The sequence below is a fragment of the Paenalicyclobacillus ferrooxydans genome (assembly GCF_001399675.1).
Lineage (GTDB): Bacteria > Bacillota > Bacilli > Alicyclobacillales > Alicyclobacillaceae > Alicyclobacillus_B > Alicyclobacillus_B ferrooxydans.
The window spans coordinates 55,894-78,005 of record NZ_LJCO01000051.1 but is presented as its reverse complement, the minus strand read 5'-3'; the positions used below and the strand labels follow the sequence as shown (position 1 = coordinate 78,005).

General features: G+C 51.0%; 16 protein-coding genes and 3 riboswitches. Of the genes, 6 read left to right on the top strand and 10 right to left on the bottom strand.

Annotated features, from left to right (window positions below; all coding sequences use genetic code 11):
- The first annotated feature begins 59 nt into the window (after nucleotides 1-59).
- The 3 genes from AN477_RS12625 (at nucleotide 60) to AN477_RS12615 (ending at nucleotide 3,602) form a co-directional block, all read left to right on the top strand.
- Entirely contained in the window at nucleotides 60-1,538 is a 1,479-nt protein-coding gene (locus AN477_RS12625; protein ID WP_054969525.1) for a DHA2 family efflux MFS transporter permease subunit, read from the top strand.
- Nucleotides 1,539-1,578: 40 nt separating this feature from the next.
- The gene (locus AN477_RS12620) at nucleotides 1,579-2,775 is read left to right on the top strand and encodes a glycosyltransferase family 2 protein (RefSeq protein WP_054969524.1); all 1,197 of its coding nucleotides are present in this window, start codon (nucleotides 1,579-1,581) and stop codon (nucleotides 2,773-2,775) included.
- Between the two features lie 92 nt (nucleotides 2,776-2,867).
- On the top strand, nucleotides 2,868-3,602 hold the full coding sequence (locus tag AN477_RS12615) for a ZIP family metal transporter (protein WP_054969523.1): 735 nt from the start codon (nucleotides 2,868-2,870) through the stop codon (nucleotides 3,600-3,602).
- A gap of 128 nt (nucleotides 3,603-3,730) precedes the next feature.
- Here the strand turns inward: AN477_RS12615 and AN477_RS12610 are convergent, their stop codons facing one another.
- The 4 genes from AN477_RS12610 to AN477_RS12595 all read right to left on the bottom strand — a co-directional run bounded on the left by AN477_RS12610 (nucleotide 3,731) and on the right by AN477_RS12595 (nucleotide 7,579).
- Entirely contained in the window at nucleotides 3,731-5,227 is a 1,497-nt protein-coding gene (locus AN477_RS12610) for an HD domain-containing phosphohydrolase (RefSeq protein ID WP_054969522.1), read from the bottom strand.
- A gap of 31 nt (nucleotides 5,228-5,258) precedes the next feature.
- Nucleotides 5,259-5,924: a sensor histidine kinase gene (locus AN477_RS12605; RefSeq protein ID WP_054969521.1), complete on the bottom strand. Its 666-nt coding sequence runs from the start codon at nucleotides 5,922-5,924 to the stop codon at nucleotides 5,259-5,261.
- An 87-nt stretch (nucleotides 5,925-6,011) separates the two neighbouring features.
- On the bottom strand, nucleotides 6,012-6,221 hold the full coding sequence (locus AN477_RS12600) for a hypothetical protein (protein WP_054969520.1): 210 nt from the start codon (nucleotides 6,219-6,221) through the stop codon (nucleotides 6,012-6,014).
- Between the two features lie 32 nt (nucleotides 6,222-6,253).
- A riboswitch (cyclic di-GMP riboswitch) is annotated at nucleotides 6,254-6,338 on the bottom strand.
- An 86-nt stretch (nucleotides 6,339-6,424) separates the two neighbouring features.
- Nucleotides 6,425-7,579, bottom strand: a complete 1,155-nt coding sequence (locus AN477_RS12595) for a thiolase family protein (protein WP_054969519.1) — start codon at nucleotides 7,577-7,579, stop codon at nucleotides 6,425-6,427.
- Between the two features lie 205 nt (nucleotides 7,580-7,784).
- Here AN477_RS12595 and AN477_RS12590 point away from each other — a divergent pair, with 205 nt between their 5' ends.
- Complete coding sequence (locus AN477_RS12590) at nucleotides 7,785-9,455, top strand: glutamine--tRNA ligase/YqeY domain fusion protein (RefSeq protein WP_054969539.1); 1,671 nt, start codon at nucleotides 7,785-7,787, stop codon at nucleotides 9,453-9,455.
- A gap of 179 nt (nucleotides 9,456-9,634) precedes the next feature.
- Here the strand turns inward: AN477_RS12590 and AN477_RS12585 are convergent, their stop codons facing one another.
- From AN477_RS12585 to AN477_RS12570, 4 genes are all read right to left on the bottom strand, one after another.
- The gene (locus AN477_RS12585) at nucleotides 9,635-10,225 is read right to left on the bottom strand and encodes a hypothetical protein (RefSeq protein ID WP_054969518.1); all 591 of its coding nucleotides are present in this window, start codon (nucleotides 10,223-10,225) and stop codon (nucleotides 9,635-9,637) included.
- 256 nt (nucleotides 10,226-10,481) lie between these two features.
- Nucleotides 10,482-12,539: a sugar phosphate nucleotidyltransferase gene (locus tag AN477_RS12580; protein ID WP_157061947.1), complete on the bottom strand. Its 2,058-nt coding sequence runs from the start codon at nucleotides 12,537-12,539 to the stop codon at nucleotides 10,482-10,484.
- A 134-nt stretch (nucleotides 12,540-12,673) separates the two neighbouring features.
- Complete coding sequence (locus tag AN477_RS12575; protein WP_054969516.1) at nucleotides 12,674-15,508, bottom strand: 1,4-alpha-glucan branching protein domain-containing protein; 2,835 nt, start codon at nucleotides 15,506-15,508, stop codon at nucleotides 12,674-12,676.
- The gene (locus tag AN477_RS12570; RefSeq protein WP_054969515.1) at nucleotides 15,508-16,323 is read right to left on the bottom strand and encodes a DUF4912 domain-containing protein; all 816 of its coding nucleotides are present in this window, start codon (nucleotides 16,321-16,323) and stop codon (nucleotides 15,508-15,510) included. The genes AN477_RS12575 and AN477_RS12570 overlap by 1 nt, the downstream gene beginning before the upstream one ends.
- A gap of 757 nt (nucleotides 16,324-17,080) precedes the next feature.
- Between AN477_RS12570 and AN477_RS12565 the strand changes: the two genes are divergently transcribed.
- Complete coding sequence (locus AN477_RS12565) at nucleotides 17,081-17,302, top strand: hypothetical protein (RefSeq protein WP_054969514.1); 222 nt, start codon at nucleotides 17,081-17,083, stop codon at nucleotides 17,300-17,302.
- A 295-nt stretch (nucleotides 17,303-17,597) separates the two neighbouring features.
- On the opposite strand, the gene AN477_RS12560 is transcribed toward AN477_RS12565, so the two are convergent.
- Both AN477_RS12560 and AN477_RS12555 read right to left on the bottom strand, forming a co-directional pair.
- Nucleotides 17,598-18,038 (bottom strand): GNAT family N-acetyltransferase, encoded by a 441-nt coding sequence (locus AN477_RS12560; RefSeq protein ID WP_054969513.1) that lies wholly within the window; start codon nucleotides 18,036-18,038, stop codon nucleotides 17,598-17,600.
- A gap of 196 nt (nucleotides 18,039-18,234) precedes the next feature.
- Nucleotides 18,235-19,581 carry a cation:proton antiporter gene (locus AN477_RS12555; protein WP_054969512.1) on the bottom strand — a complete coding sequence of 449 codons (1,347 nt, stop codon included), beginning with the start codon at nucleotides 19,579-19,581 and terminating at the stop codon, nucleotides 18,235-18,237.
- 203 nt (nucleotides 19,582-19,784) lie between these two features.
- Nucleotides 19,785-19,847, bottom strand: a riboswitch (Fluoride riboswitch).
- A 47-nt stretch (nucleotides 19,848-19,894) separates the two neighbouring features.
- A riboswitch (Fluoride riboswitch) is annotated at nucleotides 19,895-19,958 on the bottom strand.
- A gap of 456 nt (nucleotides 19,959-20,414) precedes the next feature.
- Here AN477_RS12555 and AN477_RS12550 point away from each other — a divergent pair.
- Nucleotides 20,415-22,103, top strand: a complete 1,689-nt coding sequence (locus tag AN477_RS12550; protein WP_054969511.1) for a M3 family oligoendopeptidase — start codon at nucleotides 20,415-20,417, stop codon at nucleotides 22,101-22,103.
- Nucleotides 22,104-22,112 lie beyond the last annotated feature (9 nt).

Below are 22,112 nucleotides of genomic sequence, written 5' to 3'. Positions count from 1 at the left end.
TTTCACCCCCGTCCGATGCCAGTCCCAGAACTTTTGAAAAGGGGAGCACAGATACATCGATGACTGAACAAAATGCAAGAAAGTGGTCCATCCTCGCCGCTGTCACCCTCGTTTCCTTCATCACCAACGTGGATGCAACCATTGTCGTAGTGGGACTCCCGAAGCTGATGCAAGGCCTGCACATCACTGTGGTGACAGGTCTTTGGACCATCACCTCATACATCATCACGAGCACGGTTTTCCTGTTACCCGCGGGCCGATGGTCGGACGTCATTGGAACGAAGCGGATCTTTATGATCGGCCTCGTGATTTTCACCATCAGCACAGCCCTGTGCGGTTTCGCAAACACTGGTACAATGCTCGTCATCTACCGCTTTATTCAGGGCACAGGAGCCGCCCTTGCACTCGCAACCGCAACTCCGATCATTGTGCGGGCATTTCCGCAAAAGGAACTCGGCCGTGCACTCGGAATCAACTCGACCTCCTGGGTCATCGGCTCAATTGTCGGGCCAGTGGTTGGCGGCGCACTCATCACATCCTTCGGGTGGCGCTCCATCTTCTTCGTGACCGTTCCGTTTGGCATCATCGGCCTGATTGCTTCTGCAATTGTTCTGAAGAACACCTCGGCAGCAGTCAAGGCGAAAACCGATTGGCTGGGGATTATCACCTTCGCGTCCGGACTCGTGGCACTCCTGTTGGCACTCTCGGAAGGGCAGGCATGGGGTTGGTCTTCGGCAGCCATCCTCGGGTTGTTTGCGGCTGCGGTCGTCCTCTTGGCTGCTTTTGTCGCCGTCGAGATGCGTGTCAAGCAGTCGCTGTTTGACTTAAAGTTACTCCTGCATGGGCATTTCTCAGCAGGCCTTGGGATCACCATGAGTTATTCCATTGGTTATTTTGCAACGACGTTCCTGCTCACACTGTACTTGCAGGGTGCGCTTCATTTGAATGCACTTGATGCAGGGCTTCTGCTCATCCCGTTGTCCGCACCACAGTTGATTATGGGACCGCTTGGCGGAACCCTGGCTGATAGGATTGGACCCGCCCGACTCGTCCTTGCGGGTGTCTTTTTACTTGGCATAGGAGGCTTGTTACTCGGGTTCGTCGGTCCGCGGTTGTCTATTTTGGCTATCGTCGTGCCACAGCTCATTATGTCAGCGGCGAATGGTCTTGCCTGGCCTTCACTGACCAAGGCCGTTCTGTCGTCAGCGCCAAGGGAACAAGCGGGATCGGCGTCCGGGATGTTCTTTACTTTCCGCAACGTCGGAATGGCCCTCAGTATGACGCTCGCACTGGTCATCGCCGAACTCAGCGTTCCGCCGGCTGTGGCTTCACAAGCATTTCTCGGAACCGCAGGCGTTCTCAGCGCACATATTCAAGGTGCGCTCGTGCACTCCACCGATGTGGGGTTCCGCTCATTTGTGCTGTTTTACCTGGTAGCGCTGCTTTTAGGTCTGTTCCTGTTGCGGCCGCACCGTGCGAAACAGGCATCTGTTGAGAGTCAGTCCAGTTCTGTTGAGAGTCAGTCCAGTTCGATGTAACATTTGTGTCAGCATCTTATGACGGAGGTTACATCGGTCCATGTGGCTCTCGCTTGTTGGTATCCTCGTACTGCTTACCTGGTTGGTGCTTGGCACACGCGCGTTTTTAGGTCTCGTCCGATCCGTTGACTTGCCTCACACCCCAAGCGCACATATTTCAGCCCCAAGTCATGGACTTGGGGCTGTTTCGGGTTCCCTGGACAGTGCTTCAGTACCAAAGGTATCCGTTATTTTATCGGCAAAAAACGAAGCACTCGCACTCCCGAAAACATTGGCGTCACTGCGTGCCCAGACCTGGCCGAAGCTTGAAGTAATTGCGGTCAATGACAGGTCCACCGACCAAACTGGCAAGGTCCTTGATGAAGCAAAGTCCGACTGGCCTGAACTGCAGGTCATCGACATCAAAGATTTGCCTGCTGGCTGGCTAGGAAAAAATCACGCCTTGTACAAAGCATCCAAACAGGCTCGAGGTGAGTGGCTGCTCTTTACTGACGCCGATGTCACGTTTTCAAACGATGCCGTCGCATCAGCTATGCACCATGTCCTTGAAAGCCATAGAGACCATCTGGCCCTTGCTCCAAACCTCGTCGCAAAAGGGTTTTGGCTCTCCGCAGTTGTGTACCTTTTCCTCTATAACATCGTGATGGTGTTCCGTCCGCAGGATGCAGAGCGCCCAAAATCATCTGCTTTTGTGGGCATTGGTGCGTTCAACTTAATCCGCAAAGCCACCTATGAAGCTGTCGGTGGACACAAGGCGGTTGCGCTGCGGCCCGATGAGGACCTGGCACTCGGAGCATCCATCAAACGTGCGGGTTTTCATCAGCAGTTTGCGGGCGGTACAAAGCTCCTCCAAGTTGAGTGGTACCCATCGCTCAGCGAAATGGCACGTGGTCTCGAGAAAAACGCACTTGCTCCGTTTCAGTACAGGTTTTCATACTTTACTCTCGGCGTCCTCATGTTGCTGCTCGTGTACGACGGACCATTCCTCGGCGCTGTCTTTGCAACCGGCTGGATACGGTTCCTCTTTGCCCTAGCCTTCGTGATCGAACTGTGTATGTTTCATTTAACACGACGATACAGCGGCGTGTCTGTTCTATGGGGACTCACTCTACCTCTGGCTGCCCCCGTTTTGTTCTTCATCCTCGTGCGATCCGCACTCCTTTGTCTCCGCCGCGGAGGCATCGAGTGGCGAGGAACCTTTTACTCCCTCCGCGACTTGCGAAAAGGTGTGCGGTGAGGCCAAGCTCAAAACCTCTATGCATGTCCGCCCCTCAATCCGAATATCTCTCAGTAAGAACCTCATCCAACTCTCCAGGAGTCTGATGCTGCTTGGCGCAGATACTTTTGATAAGCCTCTTGTCCGGTATGTCAACGCCGCTCGGCGGATGGATTGTCACAGCCTTCCCCCGCTTGTCCTCAAGATGGCTGTCTGTCATCCTCGGGATGGCGGCCGGTATCATGTTGACCGTTGTCATTACAGAACTCATGCCATCCTCTGTTCGAACGGCAGGTCCGCGCATTTTCTTTGTTGGCGTCGCTATCGGTTGGGCCTTTATGGTTCTCACGAGCTATGTCGTTCGCCGAGTGTCGGGTGATCATGATGACGGCTCAGCGATCAGCCATTTTCGAAACATGGGTTGGTTCATCACCATCGCTATGGCACTTCATGATTTACCAGAGGGAATCGCGATTGGTGCAGGTGACGCGGTCCACCGCGAACTCGGAGCCATCATCGCCCTTGCCATTGCCATACACAACATTCCGGAAGGCATGGGTATCGCTGCACCTTTACGTCTCGCGGGTGTTTCAAAGAGTCACATTCTGGCGATCACGTTTTTCACCGGCCTCGTTACCCCCGCCGGCACGTTGATATCGCTCGCCTTTGTCCACGTGTCAAATCAATTCCTGTCGCTGTCGCTTGCCTTCGCTGCCGGAGCCATGCTGTACGTGGTCGCAAAAAACATCCTTCCCGCGTCTCTGACGGAGAATTGGGGTCTGGCCGCCCTCGGAGGCGGCTTTGGTACGGGCGTCATGCTCTTAGTGTCACAAGTTGCTGGGCATTGATTTGCTCCTCACTGACAAAAATAGCGACCCAAGACCAGAGGGGCTACAGCAGACGATTCAGAGGAGACAATCGAAACCCTGAACCTGATTTATCGGTCCAACATGAGTTTTTGGGAGAAGAGTAGGCGTTACGTGTGTGCTCGTTCAAACATTTGGGCAAAGGCTGCTGCCACGACAGGGTCAAACAGGCGCCCTGCTTCAGCCTCAATCTCAAACATCACCGATGAATGAGGCTTCGCGTGAACGGTGACCTCCGTCGCATAGTAATCCACGATACCAAAGATTCGTGCAAACAGAGATACCGATGTACCTCGCTTGCCCGATGGATAGCCACTGCCATCAAAGCGTTCGTGGTGCTCCGCGATAATGTCTAGAACACGCCCAGGCAAATTAAGAATCTGAAGCAATTGGACACTCAGTTCCGGATGACGTTTGTACTGTTCCCAAGCGTGGAGCGAGCGCTGAGGGTCTGTGATGACCTCAAACTCCAAAGCAGTCAATCCATAATCCGCAAAACGGCAGGCGTAGACCAAGTCTTGTATTTCACCCTCCGTAAAATCAAATTGTCTCGCCAGGGCTTCCGCGTAAAGTACCCTTGTATCCATGACGTTCGAGAATTGTTTATCAAGAAACTCCTGACCATTTAAAACATCAAGCAGCGAAAGAAAGTTTCTCACCTCTAAAGACATATCGACGCGATGAGGTACCGGATGGATGACTTTTGAAACCTCTTCTCCCCCAGTTTGAAGAGCCGCTTCTCGCCCCCACTGGTCCATCAAGAGCTGAACCTGCTCCCATTCAGGCCACATGCCCAGTTGACCAAAAAGCAGTTGCGACTTTTCCGCCAGGCGAAGAGCGCTCTGGGTATCCCCTAATTCTCTTGAAATCCGGGCAAGTAAGGAACAAATCCGCGAGAGGTCTTCTTTGGAGTGGCTTAAAATTTCTGACCAAACCAAAGACAGGCATTGCTTTAAATATGAGATGCCCTGGTTGAACTGTCTTGTCTCGAAATATAGTCGACTTAATTCTGACAGTGCCGAAAGATATGGTTCATGTGACAACCGACTTGCCTCAAGAAGGTATTGTTCGCTCTCTCGAAAATTGCCCAGTTCGAGATGAAATACACCAAGGTTGTTATAGAGTTGCGGATAAGCATCTTTATAATTCGCTGCTTCAAAGCACCTGAGTGCATGGCAGGTGTTGTCTAAACCCTCCCGATAAAATCCGGTTGCGCCTTGTACCGTGCCTAAATTCAAATAGACAATTCCAAGCTGACGATCTCCCAGGTCCTGTCCGTAGTTGCGAAGAACCGCTCTCAACAGACGGGACGAACGGTCAAAGTCAGACAGCCGACGGTAAGCTGCCGCAATGTGGGTCTGATAAAGCCCCATCCCGTTTGCAGTGGACGACAAAGAAACGGCCTTCTGAAAGTGATTCAGAGCCGTTTTATCATTTCCAAGTTTGATATGTATTTTGCCGATTTCGTCGTGAATCCCCGCGCATGTCTCGTTGTCTGCAGCGGGATCAGTCAGCAATTGCAGCCACATTTCAAGAGCTGAATGGTAGAATCCGCGTCGCGTTTGCGATGCAGCCGATTCAAATGAGGCTTGAATTTCGCGTTTCATGTTATGGCCCCATCTGTTCAGGATGTAGTAATCAGGATGTTAGAGGAACTGAAACAGAAAAGACACTGCCGCGCCCGATATGAGAAACAATATCCAAGCTCCCATTCATGTAAGCAGCCCGCTCCCGTATACCAACAATACCATAATGACCCGCAGGAATGTTGGACGGGTCAAACCCCTTGCCGTTGTCTGAGATGGATACGACGCCGGATTGACCGACTTGTTCAAATGTAATTGTGATTTGGGTGGCTGCAGCGTGTTTTTTAATGTTGTTCAAAATTTCCTGTATCAACCGGTACAGCGCCACTTGTTTCGCAGGTGACAAAGCACGGCCAATATCGTGTTTCACTTCCAGACTCACCGGAAGCTCATATTCACGGGCGTATTTCTCTACAAGTTGCTCTACCGCTTTGATCAACCCCACCTCATCGACCGCAATGGGACGCAAGTCAAACAGCAGTCTGCGGACGGCGTTGATGCTCTGGATGACCTGGTTGTTGATGCGGGACAGTTCCTGTTTCGCCGCTCCTGGATTCGTATCCATCATATGATCGAGCAGTTCGAGTCTCATGCTGATATTCGTCAACATCTGTGTCGGTCCATCGTGCAAGTCTCTCGCGATTCTTCGCCGCTCTTCCTCAAGCAGCCGAATACCGAGATCCATATGGTCATACGTAGGCAGTTCCCCATACCCCATTGAGATATCCCCTTACGTCAGAACTTGTCTATAAACAGAAATAAATGGGAGACCGACCAGTCTCCCATTACGCATTTATCTCTTAGATCAGCCAAAGAATTCTTCAAATCGGTTTGCGGTAATCGTTGTTTTTCCAGTTCCATTTGCGTAGCCTGCAGTCGTCGTACTGCCCTTGGTAGACGTTGCAGTATAAGACGTGTTCGTCATTCCTGAATTGGATACGCTGGCAAAGACGGGAGTACACGCAGCGGCGAAAACGGTGGCAGTGGCAATCACGCCGAACATCAGCTTTTTCATTAATACTATCCCCTTTCTGACGGGTAAGGTCTTCCGGCAGCCCGGCTGGCATTGCGCATGCAGTAGCCCCGTGGCTTTGCGTCCCTGGACTTTCGCCTAGGTTTGCTATTGTTAAAAATTATAAAATCCGATTCTCATCTGGTCAAGCTTTGCCAACCTGAAAAATTGAACACCGAACGCCTTATCCACTGGTTTGTGACCGTTTATCGCTCAAACAAGGTCGCAATCCCCTGCCCACCACCGATGCAAGCAGTCAGGATACCGCGTTTTACATTGCGGGCGTTCATTTCATGCAACAGCTTGGTTGCGAGAATGGCTCCGGTTCCTGCAATCGGATGGCCGTGTGCAATCGCTCCCCCGTTGACATTCAGGGTCTCATGATTGAAGTGCAGCTCCCGATCACAAGCGAGAACCTGTGCAGCGAACGCTTCGTTCAGCTCAACGAGATCGATATCATCAAGTCTCAATTCCGTGCGCTCTAGCAACTTGCGAATCGCCGGAACCGGCCCGATACCCATAATGTTCGGGTCAACGGCGGCAATGGCTGTCTGGCGAACCGTCGCCAGCACGTCCAGTCCTAGCTGCTCGGCGCGTTTTCGGGTCATGAGCACGAGGGCACCTGCCCCATCGTTGAGACCGGAACTGTTTCCGGCAGTGACGGTTCCCCCCGCCTTAAACACCGGACGAAGCTTTGCGAGCGCTTCCATTGTGGTTGCACGAGGATGTTCATCAACCTCAAAGCTGCGCGTTATCTTGCCATCCTTCACTTCTAGCGGGACAATTTGATTCTTGAACTTCCCTGCTTCCATCGCTGCAGCCATTTTGCGTTGGCTGTGGAAAGCAAATTCATCCTGCTCCTCACGACTGATGTTGTACTTTTCAGCCAGGTTTTCCGCAGTGATGCCCATCGGCGGATCGCCAATTGCTTCCGTCGACAGCCGCAAGCGCAGAAACTGCGGAGGCATCCGGTCATACGCCTTTGTCGGGCGCCCCATCATGTACGGGCGTTGGGACAAACTCTCAGCCCCCCCTGCAACCACGACGCCAGCCTGCCCGGAGAGAATCGTCTGTGCGGCGAGCGCCACCGCGTTAATGCCAGAGCCGCACTGACGGTCAATCGTCAACCCCGGTACGTCTACAGGCAGCCCGGCTTCTAGCGCTGCCACCCGTGCCAGGTTGCCGTCCTCGCTGAAGCAATTGCCAAAGACGACATCGCCGATCTCGCTTGGATCCACCTTAGCCCGCGCCACTGCCTCTTTAATGACAGCTGCGGCCATTTTGTAGGCCGGGGTTGCAGCGAGCGACCCGCCTTCTTTGCCAATCGCTGTCCGTACAGCTGATACAACGACCACTTCCATGTATTCTCCCCCTCGTGTGCTCCGCCTTACCTCTATCGTTTCTATGATACAACAGTTTTGAAATTTCGGACGAACATGACGCCAGTGAACATGCATCACTTTGTATGGAAAGAAATGCACACGAGGGACAAGATTAGATGACTAGAGGTCAAATTTGCTATTATAGATGGAAGTTACGTCATCGCGACACCGAAAGGTTGGTACCATGGACACTACACCGAGTTCATCTGACTTTATTCGAGAGACCATTACGGAGGATTTGCAGGCAGGACGCGTCTCGCAAGTCGTGACCCGCTTTCCGCCAGAGCCGAACGGCTATCTGCATATCGGACATGCAAAATCCATCTATATCAACTTTGGCGTCGCTGACGAGTACAGCGGCAAGACGAACCTCCGCTTTGATGACACCAATCCGCTCAAAGAAGACAGCGAATATGTGAACGCCATCAAAGAGGACGTAGCTTGGCTCGGGTTTGAATGGGATGGTCTGTTTTTTGCCTCCGATTACTTTGAAGAGATGTACAACCGTGCTTTGCTCCTCATCAACAAGGGCAAGGCATACGTAGACGACCAGTCCGCAGACCAAGTCCGTGAAACCCGCGGTACGCTGACAGAGCCTGGGCAGAACAGCCCCTATCGAGATCGGACTGTGGAAGAGAACCTCAATCTCTTCGAGCGCATGCGAAGGGGCGAATTCGGAGACGGGCAGAAGGTCCTGCGAGCGAAGATCGACATGGCTTCGCCGAATTTAAACATGCGCGATCCGGTGCTCTACCGCATCTCCCACGCCGTGCACCACAACACCGGTGATAAATGGTGCATCTATCCGATGTACGCCTATGCCCATCCACTCGAGGATGCGATTGAAGGTGTCACACATTCTCTCTGCACCTTGGAGTTTAAGGATCAACGTCCTCTGTACGACTGGGTGGTCCGTGAATGTGAAATGCCGCACGTGCCGCATCAGTACGAGTTCGGCCGGCTGAATCTGAGCAACACGGTGATGAGTAAGCGGTACTTGAAGAAGCTCGTGGATGAGAAGCTCGTGGACGGTTGGGACGACCCGCGCATGCCTACCATCTCCGGTCTTCGTCGCCGCGGATTCACACCGGAGTCCATCCGCTCGTTTGTAAAAGAACTTGGTATCACGGTTGCTGGTGGTGAGGTGGACTACAAACTGCTTGAGCACCATGTGCGCCAAGACCTCAACCTGCGTGCACCTAGGACGATGGCCGTCATCCGTCCGCTCAAGTTGGTGATTACAAACTATCCCGAGGGCCAAGTTGAGACGCTTGATGTGAAGATCAATCCTGAAGTCCCTGAGATGGGCATGGCGCAGGTTCGATTCTCGCGTGAGGTTTATATTGAACAGGAAGACTTTATGGAAGTTCCGCCGCCGAAGTATCACCGACTGTACCCTGGAAACGAGGTGCGCTTAAAAGACGCTTACTTCGTCAAGTGCACGGATGTCATCAAGGACGCGGACGGAAATGTGGTCGAGGTTCATTGCACCTATGACCCCGAAACCAAGAGCGGCAGTGGATTTACGGGACGCAAGGTCAAGGGGACGATTCACTGGGTATCCTGCGAAAGTGCCATTCCCGCTGAGATTCGGCTCTATGAACCGATGCTCCAGGAGGACGCCGACAACGCTCTTCCATTTGACGAGCGTATGAACCCCGATTCGCTGAAGGTCGAGCAGGGTTATATCGGCATTGACATCAAAGACGCGCAGCCCCAGGAGAAGTTCCAGTTCGTGCGCCAAGGCTTCTTTAATGTCGATCCAAAGGATACGACACCAGACAAGAAGGTGTTCAACCTGATTGTCTCCCTGAAGAGCTCGTTCAAGATTGAGCAACCGAACACCAAAGGCTGATTACCTGGTAAAGCCCAAAAGCGAACGTTCAAAAGCGAACATTCAAAAGCGAACACATTTGATTATAAACCCGATACTTCATAAGCCTCGTGGCATCGCGAATCAAGTGAAGTAAAAAAACAAGGCATGCGTCCACCGCTGCTCTCTGGCGGCAGATGCATGCCTTGTTCTTTGATCCGTCACCCCATCACCAGATGGGCCATGATAAAGATAATAATGACCTGAAAGAGTCCTTGAATACCGGCAAATGAATTGTTTCTGCGGTTGAGTCGAAACACCTTTTCCAAGCTCGGAGTCGGTTTTTGCAGTTCCAGGTAGGTTCGAATCGAAGTTGGAAGAAGGAACCCAAACCCGGTAACGGCGAGAATCGTGATGACAACCAGTGCACCGATGATCCATGGACGTTCGGGATTCCCAGGTACCATCATCCGCAACCAGGAAGCCATGGTCCAACCGGCCGTGCCTGTGGTAAACGCGAGCACAGGCAGATAAATCATCGTTTTTGGAACCAGCCAGTTGATAAACGCTTTACGTTGATCCGGCAACAGCTTTCGAAGAATTGGTCCAACCATGAAACCCATGAAGATGTCCGCACCAGTCCAAAGAACCCCAGCTAAAACGTGTGCAAAGTTCAGCCAAAACACACTGTGGATCGCCATTGCAATAAACATGACAATGGGCAACAAAACGACCCACCACGTCAATTTCCGAATCAACGGCTTGTCGGGTGGGTTTACGGCAGCGGGTGCAGGTTGCGTCGGTAAATTCACTCACTTTCTCCTCCCTTCCACGCGAAGAATGTGACGAGAGCTCATGAGTATATTTACATGCTTTTAGTAATGTTACAAGTACTTTGAATCCGCCGACGACCTGCATCCCTGACCTACTGCACGATCTATGCCACTGATCTATACCACTGATCTATGCCACTGAACTATGGCGCTGAACTATCGCGCTACTTATAACGCTGACCTATTGCGCTGACCTGCATCGCTGAAATATCCAACCCGGAAGATGCCAACCTCCTTACAAGATGTCTGAAATTCCGACTGCGACGCTTCTTTCGGCACTTAATGCCTGCACCATTCCTTGTAAGCGGGTACCCGTCCTCGCAAGGTAACTGAGTAACAAGATGTTTGAGCAAAATGCATCAAACTCGGTGACCAATGGTCGGTCTGCATTGGCTTCAGCAAGACTCTGAATCATCTCCTGGATGCATCTGAGCTCGTCATCATTAAGGCGATGACCCGTGTCTGTCACGAGGTGAAACGACTCACCGTTGTCACGGAAGTAAATTCCGAGGTCTGCCTGAATCTCCACCACTGTTTTCGCCAATGCTTCCTCTCTGTCGTTGAGCATAATGCCGATACACCCAAGTTGTTCAAGCAGGTGATGCATTAAGAGAACCACACTCGCTTGCTGGCAGCCATAGACCACTTTCAGTCTGCGTTGTTGCAGACCGCTTTTGTCCAAGACCGACAAGGTACTGCGCAAGTAGAGGCGCGATACATTCTCCGTTGGCTGCAAACGGCCAAGCCGGTTGATGTCCGGTCTTACATAGTCTTCCTGGAAAAACGCGTTCTCGATTTTTCGCTTCATGTCGGCACTGAGGCGTTTTCCCTCATGGTTGAAGATCCGTAAGACCACACGACTCTCTGCACCTTCGCGGATACTGTAGACGTGAATGGCGCCACCTGCATCTGAAGTGCGACATCCAAAACTGGCCAGGGGTGCCAGCAGACCGGATCCCATGTCACGCGCGTCCATTCCAGCCGCAAGCAACGAAGAAATCACCGAATACTTGATCACCTCACTGTAGGGTTCGTCGTCACAACTCACATTAACGACCGCATCACTGTTCAAGCAGGTTGCGTAGGCTGATGTCAGTTTTCCAGCAAACTCTGGTGTGATATCCACATTCGGAATGCCCTGAATGCCATTTTCCTGAAAGAGCCGTGCTTTTGCGGTTTTCCCCCAGATGAGCGAACTGTTTTGAATCGTCTCTGGTTCAATGTTTCTGTGCGGCCAGACTTTCACGTTCGTCCAGATATCCGCTTTGGCGCCGATTTGACTGTCCGCACCAACGACCGTGTTCTCCTGCAGTCGAACTCCATAGTCCAGGTTGACACGAGAGCATACTGTGCAACCCTCAAGTGTTGCCGCCGCACCGATGGAAACTCGATTCCAAACGATGGAGCGTTCCACATGTGCCCCCTGATGAATTCGCGTAAAACGACCGATGACTGAGAACGGCAAGATTTTCGCGGACTCCCCAACGACGCTGCCGTCGCCAATGAACACTGGACCCGACACCGCAGCTGAAGAATGAATCAGGACGTTTTCACCCATCCAAACGCCAGGGTAGAGCTCGTGACCCCGAATCTCAACGTCGACCACTCGGTTCAACATGTCGTACTGACTCTGCCGATACTGAACGAGGTTTCCAATATCTGACCAATAACCGTTCGCTACGTACCCGTAGAGCGGGTAGCCTGCCTTCATCAGCAACGGGAACAGGTCTTTGCTGAAGTCAAACACCTGTCCCTGACGGAAGAAAGTCAACACCTTAGGTTCAAACACGTAGATGCCCGTATTCGCTGTGTTGCTGAAAACCTCATCCCAGTTTGGTTTTTCTTGAAAACGTGTGATTTTACCATCCGCATCCGTCTGCACAATCCCGTACTCCACCGGGTTCTCGACGCGTGTCATGACTACAGTCCCAATGGCTTGTTTCGCATTATGAAACTCGACAGCTTGATGTAAATCAAAATCCGTCAACGCGTCGCCGCTGATGACGACAAAGGTGTCATCAAGAAACTGCTCGGCATTCTTTACACTCCCAGCCGTTCCAAGCGGCGTTTCTTCCTCAAAGTAGTAGAGGCTCACACCATAATCAGAACCATCACCAAAATAGTTCTTGATGGCTTGCGGAAGGTATTGGACAGTCACAGCAATCTCGGTTATCCCATAACGCTTGAGTAAATCGATGATGTATTCCATGCAGGGACGGCCTAGAAGCGGTACCATCGGTTTGGGTAGATTCGATGTCAAGGGACGTAAACGGCTTCCTTTTCCTCCGGCCATGATGACAGCTTTTATGATTGACCCCTCCCATCGCCATTCCTGATTTACAGCACCACGCTGCAAGTCATCCGTGATGCTTAACTGTCCAGCGCTGCAACTCAGCAACTGGTCAGTGCTAGCTTCCAGTCAGCCACTCAGCAACTTCCCGTCGCCACCTGTAGGGGTGTCTCTAACGAATCCTTTTCTGCCAGAATACCTTGATAAATTTTTAGGGTTTCATAGGCAATGTTGTTCCAGTCGTATCGACCGATTTCTGCGAGGGCAGTTTCAGCAAGTGTTTTCGCCCCTTCTCGGTTCTGTAACATCACCTTGACCTGATTTGCGAGAGATTGAGGGTCCCCTGCATACATCTTGAGGCCGTTTCGCTCATGCGCCACAACATCAGCCAGACCACCCACGTCTGAGACCACCACAGGCGTCCCAGCTGCCATCGCTTCAAGTGCCACAATCCCAAACGGTTCGTACAGACTCGGAAAGGCGGCGATATCAGCAACATGAAGCAGATAATTGCGCTCTTCATCGGAAACAAAACCGGTAAACTGTACGCTGTTCACGATACCTTGCCGGTTGGCAAGGTATCGTAACTCCGTCTCCATGGGACCTGCACCAACAATGACAAATTTGCAATGGGCATATTCAGACAGGATGAGTGGTGCCGCTTCCAACAGGATGTGGACACCCTTCTCTCGCACCAACCTCCCGACAAACAGCACAATCGGTTCGTCCGGGTGGGCATACCGTGCTCTGTCCAGGTCTTCAACCTGTTTTGCATCCAACAGTTGTGGGTCGACGCCATTGGGCAGGACGTGGACCTTGTCATGAGGCAACTGAAAGATGGTTTCTACTTCACGCTGCATGTACTGACTGCATACAATCACGCGCCATGCCTCGTAGGTCAGTTCCCACTCCTGATGGTGAATTTGATGTTGAAGGTCGGTATGAAGTCCGTGGTTTCGACCGTGTTCGGTTGCGTGAATGGTCGCAATGAGCGGCAGATCGTACAAGTGTTTGATGGCTTCACCAGCGTCAGCAACCAACCAATCGTGGGCGTGAACGAGATCGAAACGAAGACCGCTGTGAATCAATGTCTGACAGGCATCGACCATCATGAGATTGAGTTGAAAAATATAATGAATAAATTCGGCGCCATCCGGCTTCATTACGTGCACTCGATGCACATGAACCCCGTCGACGATTTCATTGTCCGGGTACCCCTCAACGCTCATCGTCAGCACATGGACTTCTACGCCCTGCTTTACCAAGTACCGTGATAAATCGTAGACATGCCGCGACAGGCCGCCAATCGTCAAAGGTGGGAACTCCCATGACAGCATCAGTATTCGAAGCGCAGGTTTTGCCTCATATCGCATGACCGGATAGCGCGATTGATAGACCTGGTAATCGATGTCTGGGAAAAGATTATCCAGTTCCTCAAGAGAGCTCAGCCACTGCTCATCAACCTGGTCTTGCTGTATCATCTCGTACAGTTGCGAAAAACGATTGATATGATGTTTCGTACGCTTCACCGCGTAGTCAACCATGGTCTTGCTGTCCATGATGAAGGCGAAGTCACTGCTCTCTGCGAGCATCAACTCCCGCGCGGCCTGCTTCAGTGCCCGCTCTGTCAGGCCTTTCTCTGACCCGTCAACATGAAAGTGCCGGTTAGCAAGCTCTATCATCCGCTGTTCTGCCATATGCAGTGCCGGGTAAATCCAATCGTTCTCACCGCGCAACCAGACATCGGCATAACCGTCTCTGCCCCACGAACTCATTGGCAATTGACAGACTTGATAGTCCGGATAGAGATCGAGGTACTCTGACGGTGTGATGGCCTCAATGGTCTTTGAATCAAAAAAGATCTTTCTGAACAGCATGTCGAGAAAAACCGGACCTTCATACCACCAATGCCCGAATAACTCAGCGTCATACGGAGCGACGACAATCGGGAGCCTATTCATACGGGATGCGTGGTACTTGACCTGCTTCTCGCGGTTGAACATAAAGTTCCCTGCGTGCTCCGCCGCTTTGTGAGCAGCCGCTGAAAAGTGATAGGGTTCCTTATGATCTCCCTTTCCCGTAATGCGGTAATATTTGATTCCCGTGTTTACACGAATACCTTCTGGGTGTATGTAAGGCTTGACGTATTCGTCATCGAGATCGTATCCAATGTCACGGTAATACTCTCGATAATCAAAGTCTCCCGGGTAGCCCTCGACTGCGCTCCACACCTGTTTTGCAGATTCCTCGTCCCTGGCAAAGGCCGCGATACCATTTGGTGTGACCACGGGCGACAGTGTTCCCTGCACCGGAGTTGGCTCGGCCGTCAGCACGCCGTGAGAGTCAACAAAGAAAAAGTCGATACCGTATTCTTTTAAGACACCGTCGACCATCGGCGTGTATCCGCACTCTGGCAGCCAAATACCCCGCGGGGCCTTACCAAAAAGCACCGTGTGCTGCAAAACGGCTGTTGCAATCTGTGCCCGAAGTGCTTCCTCACTCCAGATGAGCGGTAAAAAAGCATGCGTGGCCGCACACGTGATGATCTCGAGTTTGCCAGCATCCTGAATCTCCCGAAAAGCTGTCAGGAGATTCTTCTTGTAACGGAGGTAGAACTCTTGAATTTTAAGAAACTTACCCCAATACTGGCGCGCCAGCGGATAAAACTCCGGCATATCCTTAGTGCGTCTCACTTCCTTTTCCGCCAATTCAATCAACCGAGAAAGATGCGTCGCGTATCGTTCCTGGAGCATCTCATCGGCAAGCATGGCAGCCAAGGTAGGCGTAATAGACATCGTCACGCGAAAGTCCACACCATCCTGGATTAGACCCTTGTACACCTGGAGAAGCGGAATGTAAGTCTCGGTGATGGCCTCAAACAACCATCGTTCCTCAAGGTATTTCTCACTTTCCGGATGATGCACATACGGCAAATGGGCGTGTAACACGACTGCCAGATAGCCTTCAGCCATCATTCCTGCCCCCTTGTTCGAACAGTGTATCCGTCAAATTCATCGGGATATGGACGGGGGGACCCACTAGGGTTCTCTGACAACCTGTTACACTGTGCGGATTCAAGAGCAGAGTTTTGCACGGAACTCGCGTTGTGAGCCGACTTACTGGCGAGCGGCGCAAACTGCACCTGGCCAGATGGGTGCCGATACGTTTGTTTTGGAGGAGTGCCTACCGTATTGGACCGGAGGATGGTGAAGAAATCTCCGTTCCAGGTGGTTGTGCCAAAGTCCATCAGGTACCTTCGGAGAGGTTGCACACCGTGTACGTACCAGTTATCTGCATCCGGCGGAACTGGAATCCGAATTGTCGAATGCGCATTGTATCCGTTGAAGTGGATATCTGTTACATCATATAACTGGAGAAAAAATGGCAGATCAGTCCACTGACTCTGAAAATGCTTCGTGACTAATTCTCGCTTTGGGTCATCGACTTCCCAATACGCGTGTAAAGTTGTTGGTTCCTTAACGAGCAATACCAATCGACTTACACACCATTTGCGCGTCCACGACTCGTCAAACAGCGTGCCAGGATAAGAATCCTGCTCACTGACTTCTTCGTCGTTTGTGTCTGGCGTCGAAGTCTCAACCGCCGCCAAGGTGGCCGCAATCTCACTTGCCGCTTGGCAGTTCAGAGCCAAAAACTTTTTCAGCTGATAACGAAACGTTCCAGCCTTCATACCTAACTCTCTGGCGATAGCAGCTTGCTTTTCCCCGCGCGCAATCCGTAGAGCAATCTCCGTCCAAATCGCTTCGTTGCCTTCTCGTCTGTCCATGATTCACTCCTGAAAGAGTTCGTCGATTTCATTCGATCACATATTTATGCGCCTTCCAAATAAAATCCTTCATTCAAAAAGTGCATGGTTTCGACATGGAGCTTGGAGGAACAAAATGAAAGCGCTTGGTTTCTAGCTAAAAAATATAATTTCGTGTCCGTTCAATCGAATCCGCAAGAACGCCGTCGAAATAACAGGGAAAATTTTGATGCTTGAATTTGTATCGTTAATGACGAATGTTTATCCAGACAACGAGTGCATCTTCGGATCAAAAAAAGGGCTGTTGGAGTGACTGATACGATACTCCGACAGCCCTTTTGTCATTGGAATTGATCGTCATTTAACTGGATCTTTGAAGGAACCGCCAAGGCTCGTAACGGATCGCATAGATACGGGGACTTAACAGGCAGAATTAGGGGCATCCATGCTTAACCTTCGGCTTGTCCAGGTTGTCTTAAGAAGATATATATTAACCCACCTCCCGCCGCTTAATAGTACCAATATAGGGAATTTGCATGACTCATATCATCCTGCCCTGCCCAAAAAAGGCGACCCGTACGGAACCGTACGAGTCATTCATCAGGGTAAAGGAGACGATCTCAGTGTATGCAAACGCATCCACCTCATACACTTTTTTGGCTAATTATATTGACGTATTTCGGATCAAAAAAATGCACGAACCGATGTTCATTTGCATAAGCTTTTGAACATAATTTATAAAAGCAGGGATTACCCGTCAGTTGTGGAGGGACTGAACATGCCGAGCTTTAAAAAAGAAGAACTGATGGCTGCCAGTGATTTGCGCACCCTGTCCCAGCGAGAGCTCTTTCACAGGCTTGAAGGGTGCGGCAAACTCGGGATCCTGTACAAGGACAACCTTACCGCTGTGCTGTTGCCCCACGATAGGTACATTTCCATCATCACACGGCTCAGGGAACTCGAAGAAGCAGCGCACGAACACGTCGCGGAGTACAAATGACCCCAGAAAATCGGCAAACAGACAGAAAAGAACCACAGAGACACCGCGCCCCGTGGTTCTTTTCTGCAGGAGTAACTCCGAACAACGGATGGTTTGTTCGTTGTCATCATCGTTCTCCTGATTCAATGACAGTGCAGTTTCAATGAAAGACAGTACAGTTTCAACTGCAGTGCGCCATGTTATTTTGGAATGTGATTAAATTTTTATGCGTTTTTCACATGGTTGTTTTTAAAATCATTTTGTGCAATTTTTATCTGCTTTTTTATCTGTTTATTGAAGATCTTTTGTGAAGCTCCTACTGACGAAGTGCCTTTTTCATACGGACATGTTCAATACCTGCATCCATAAACTTGTCGCTGATGATTTCGTACCCGAGTTTTTCATAAAAGCCCGCAGCATGGCATTGTGCGTCCAGGACAATCTCTCGATAATTTTGCGATCTCGCCAGTTGTTCGAGAACCTGCATCATTGCATCTCCATAACCGTTTCCCCGACATTGACGCAGCACCGCGACACGCTGTACTTTCGCGGTATCATCGTTATATGGCTTAAGCCTGGCTGTTGCCACAGCTTGCTCATTGTCATAAAGAAGAACGTGGGTCGCTGCGGACTCAAGATGGTCGAGCTCGTCAATCTCGAGGTCTTCAGGGACTTCCTGCTCTATGATAAACACCTCACGACGGATGCCCAAACATGTATCGAGCTCTTGCTCAGACGTTACAACAACTGACTTCATGAATGCTTTGCTCCTCTCCTCATCATGCCAACTGCAGTACGTGACCTTCTCGAACAATATTATATACGGCCTGCCAAACGGCTTGTTCACTGTATGTATTTACCATAATATACTAACAGCCGGGAGAGGACATCATCTGTCCTTCCCGGCTGGCCAATCTGTTTTGCAGAGCTGTCTCTCTGGTGCGGCTGGTCCCTCACTCTGTGGTTGGAACTGTCGTCGGAACGAGATCGAACTGGACCTCTTCTTGCGCCTTTTTGATGACCAGGTTTTCATCACCCGGCATTAACCGTTTGCCAGTGCGGATGACATATCTCAGCCAAGAACCCGCAAACCAGGAAGTCACGAGTGCCAACATCACGAGAATGGCGAAGAAGTCCTGGTTGATAATGCCGAGCGAATAAGCTACTGAGGAAAGCACGATACCAGGACCGCCTCGCGCATTCATCGCTGCAGCAAAGTTCAAACTCGTCAGCTTATCTGTCTTAATGAGGCGACAGGTGAAGTAGACAACCACACTTTGCACAATGGTTGCGAACAGCAGGTACAAGATGAAGAACCCAAAGCTGAAGTTACTCGCCAGATTCAGCTGCATTCCGATAATCGCAAAATAGAGTGGAATAAAGAACGCATAGGCAATCCCGTTTATTCCATTCTCTAGTTTTTCAAACACGTGGTCGGGCAAGGCAAACTTGGTCGCTATCCCCGCCAGTAATGCTCCATACATCGTGTCGACCTGCAGGTATCCTGCAATGTCGGCTAGAGCGAACAGAATGACGAGAAAGTAGCCCAAGAAGGATGCGCGGAACAAGAAGTTTGCTCGTTTCGATGTGATTTTTCGCAAGCCCCATGGAACTATCAAAATACAGACGAAGAGGAACGCAAACGTCACAACCAAGCTCTTCGAGACCGTCCAAACACTGATTGTCGCCGCACCATGAGCAGAGACAATCCCAGATGCGATTGCAAGCGCTACCCATAAAATCAAGTCGTGAACCCCAGCAATGGCGACAATGATTTTTGCAAACCGAGAGTGCATAATCCCCAGGTCCTGAAAGATCTTCGAAATGACCGGTATCGATGTGACAGCAATCGAAATGGCAACGATGATTTTCAAGGCTAACACACTGTGGTCTGGACCCAAGAACTGTGCGGGATTGAACAGGTACGTCGAGAGCCATCCGACCGCGAAGGGGATGATGGTCGATCCGATAATAATCGCAATTCCTGTCTTGATATCCGACTTCGCGAACCTCGACTGAAACTTCAGACCCGCCGTGTACAACAGGAACAGTGTCCCAAGTTGATAAATCAACCCAAACAAACTGCTTTCCGACGAAAAACCGAGGTACAACCAGTGAAAACTGTGCGGGAACAATGTACCGAAAACTGTCGGACCGAGGATGAGCCCTCCTGCAACCTCTCCAATGACGCGCGGGATGGTGAATCTTTCAGCGATGTAGCCAAGTAGATTCGCAGCTGCCAAAAGCAGCCCCATCGCAAACAGGAATCGAATCAAGTCTGCTGATGCTAAACTAAACACCGTTTTTCCTCCCCCATCTGGTATTGATGCCCAAGCATTCGAGCAACGTGAGATACCATATGTGGGGAACGCAGATCTGTCCAAGGCGTGTGTCCACCTTGGACAAGTGTCATTGGTTGTTCGGGCTTGAACTTCCGCATATGTACTGGGCTTTTTGATAGGAGTGCCCATGCCTTGAAAAGACAAGGCGCCCACAAATCACTTGATTTGCAGGCGCCATTATCCTTCTTGAGGCAGTTGTGGTGAGCACCATCACCGTCTATGGAGTTCATGCATTGCTTCGACCAATCAAAAAGGCTCCTGCGGATCAACCCCGTCCGCAGGAGCCATTATCCTTTTGCAGGAAGTTAACGGTGAGCTCCATCACCTGATTTGTTTTCTTGCCACATTATAGTCTGCATTCGTTCGTTGAAACACAGTCAGGCACCCAATTTTCATCGGTTATTCATCCAATTTGCATCACCAACGTACCGCAAAGGCGTCATAGGACGTGGGTCAGGCGAACAATCAGGTACGCCCACCCGAGCAGTCCTACAATAGAAAAGGCCCATAGTACAACTCGCTCCAGCATGTCCTTCACCTCGCATGTCCGAATTCTATGCGAGCTGCCGCACTCGGTCACCGACACCTGTCCTATGAACTGCCTGTTCAAGCTCCACACTCGTCAAGGGAACCCCAAATGGTGGTTATCTGAGATGGAACACAGCATCATAAAAAGGCACTGTCTGCTCAGTCTAGTGAGAGCGACAGCCTTCCAGACAGTGGTAGAATGAATGGTGAATGGCTAATGAAAATCACACAGAAAGTGATGATGAAAACGAGGAGGACACCCCTTGTCGAACATTCCGAAGGACTACTATGCACATTGTATTGATGTGTCGGATGCCAAGGCTGTCGAGGCAGAACTTGAAGCGCTCTTGAATCAGAAGATTGAGTCTGTAGAGGAACTTCAAACTTGGCTTCAGGCAGAAACCACGCTGAGTAACCGTCTTTCTGAAGTGCTCATGGGTCATCAGGTGGATTTTGCAAGAGATACAGAAGATGAGGAACGGAAACGGATCCATCTTCACGATCAAGCCGAAATCATGCCCTTGTTGACGCGTTATGAAGCTAAGTTTAACGAGAAGTTTTACAACTGTCCTTTCACAAAGGAACTGGATGACAGCAAATACGGTTTGATGAAAAAGGTCCGTTTTGCCAGTCTGGAACTGTTTCGGGAAGAAAACATCCCGCTCGAGGTCAAGGCAAGTGAACTGGTAACGGAGTACCAGGCATTGATGGCCGGCCTCACAGTGTCGTGGGACGGTGAACAACAAACCATCCCCTTCGTGATGGCTCAAGTCGACAGTCCTGTCCGAAGTGTGCGTGAGCAGGCGTGGACAAGTCTTGGCGAAGCATATGCATCTGTAAAGCCAAGAGTCGACGAGATTATGGATGAACTCGTGAAACTTCGTCACCAGATTGCGGTGAACGCGGGGTTTGAGAACTACCGCGACTACACGTGGATATCGAAAAGCCGAGAGTACTCAATCGAAGATATCCGCAAATACCACGCTGCGGTGGAAAAATACGTCGTGCCGGTTTGGGATGAAATTGCTGAAGACTTCCGCGCATCACTCGGTGTTGAGTCATTTCGCCCATGGGACAACTCAAACTGTACCATCTCAAAGCCGCCTTACGATGCCATTGCTGAATTGACCGACGGTGTTGAGAAGATGTTACGTGCGACCGATCCGGTGTTTGGAGACTTGTTTGCCCAGATGAACAGCACCGGGTTGATTGACCTTGGCAGTCGCAAAGGCAAGGGCATGGGCGGGTTCTACGTTCCGTTCCCGGTTTCCAATCACGGCTTCGTGTTTGCCAATTTCAGTCCATCCTTCTTTTCACTGATTGCCCTCGTTCATGAGATGGGCCAAGCGGTCAATCTGGGATTCCAGCTGGACAAGGGCGACAAATGGCAGCACTGGAGAATGGAAGTGGCGGAGCTGTTCTCGCACAGCATGGAGCTTCTGTGCCTCGATAAGCTGAACGTTCTCTACACCAATGAAGCTGATTATAAAGAGGCTATCCGGCAAAGAATCCGCCGCAGTATCGGGATGCTGATGGGCCCTCTCGCTGGTGACAAGTTTCAGCACTGGATGTACGAGAATCCAAACCACACCGCAGCCGAGCGGGATGCCATGTTTGCAGAGATCCAGAAGACCTATTTTGCGCACCCTGTCGACTACACCGGCTATGAAAGCCGCCTCGGCTCATCTTGGGTCGGCACGGAACACTTTTTCCAAAGTCCGTTTTATCAAATCGAGTATGCGATGGCAGAACTCGGCGCACTGCAAATGCTGAAAAACTATCGCGAAGATCCGAAAGCAGCGATTGCCGGATACAAACGGGGCGCTTCGGCAGATGACAGCAGCTTGCCTATCTCTGCGATCTATGAGAGTGCCGGCGTCAAATTCGACTTTTCAGACGAGTTGATTCAAAGCACCGCAGAGTTTGTGCGTCGACTCTGGAAGTCCATCTAATGCGTCAAC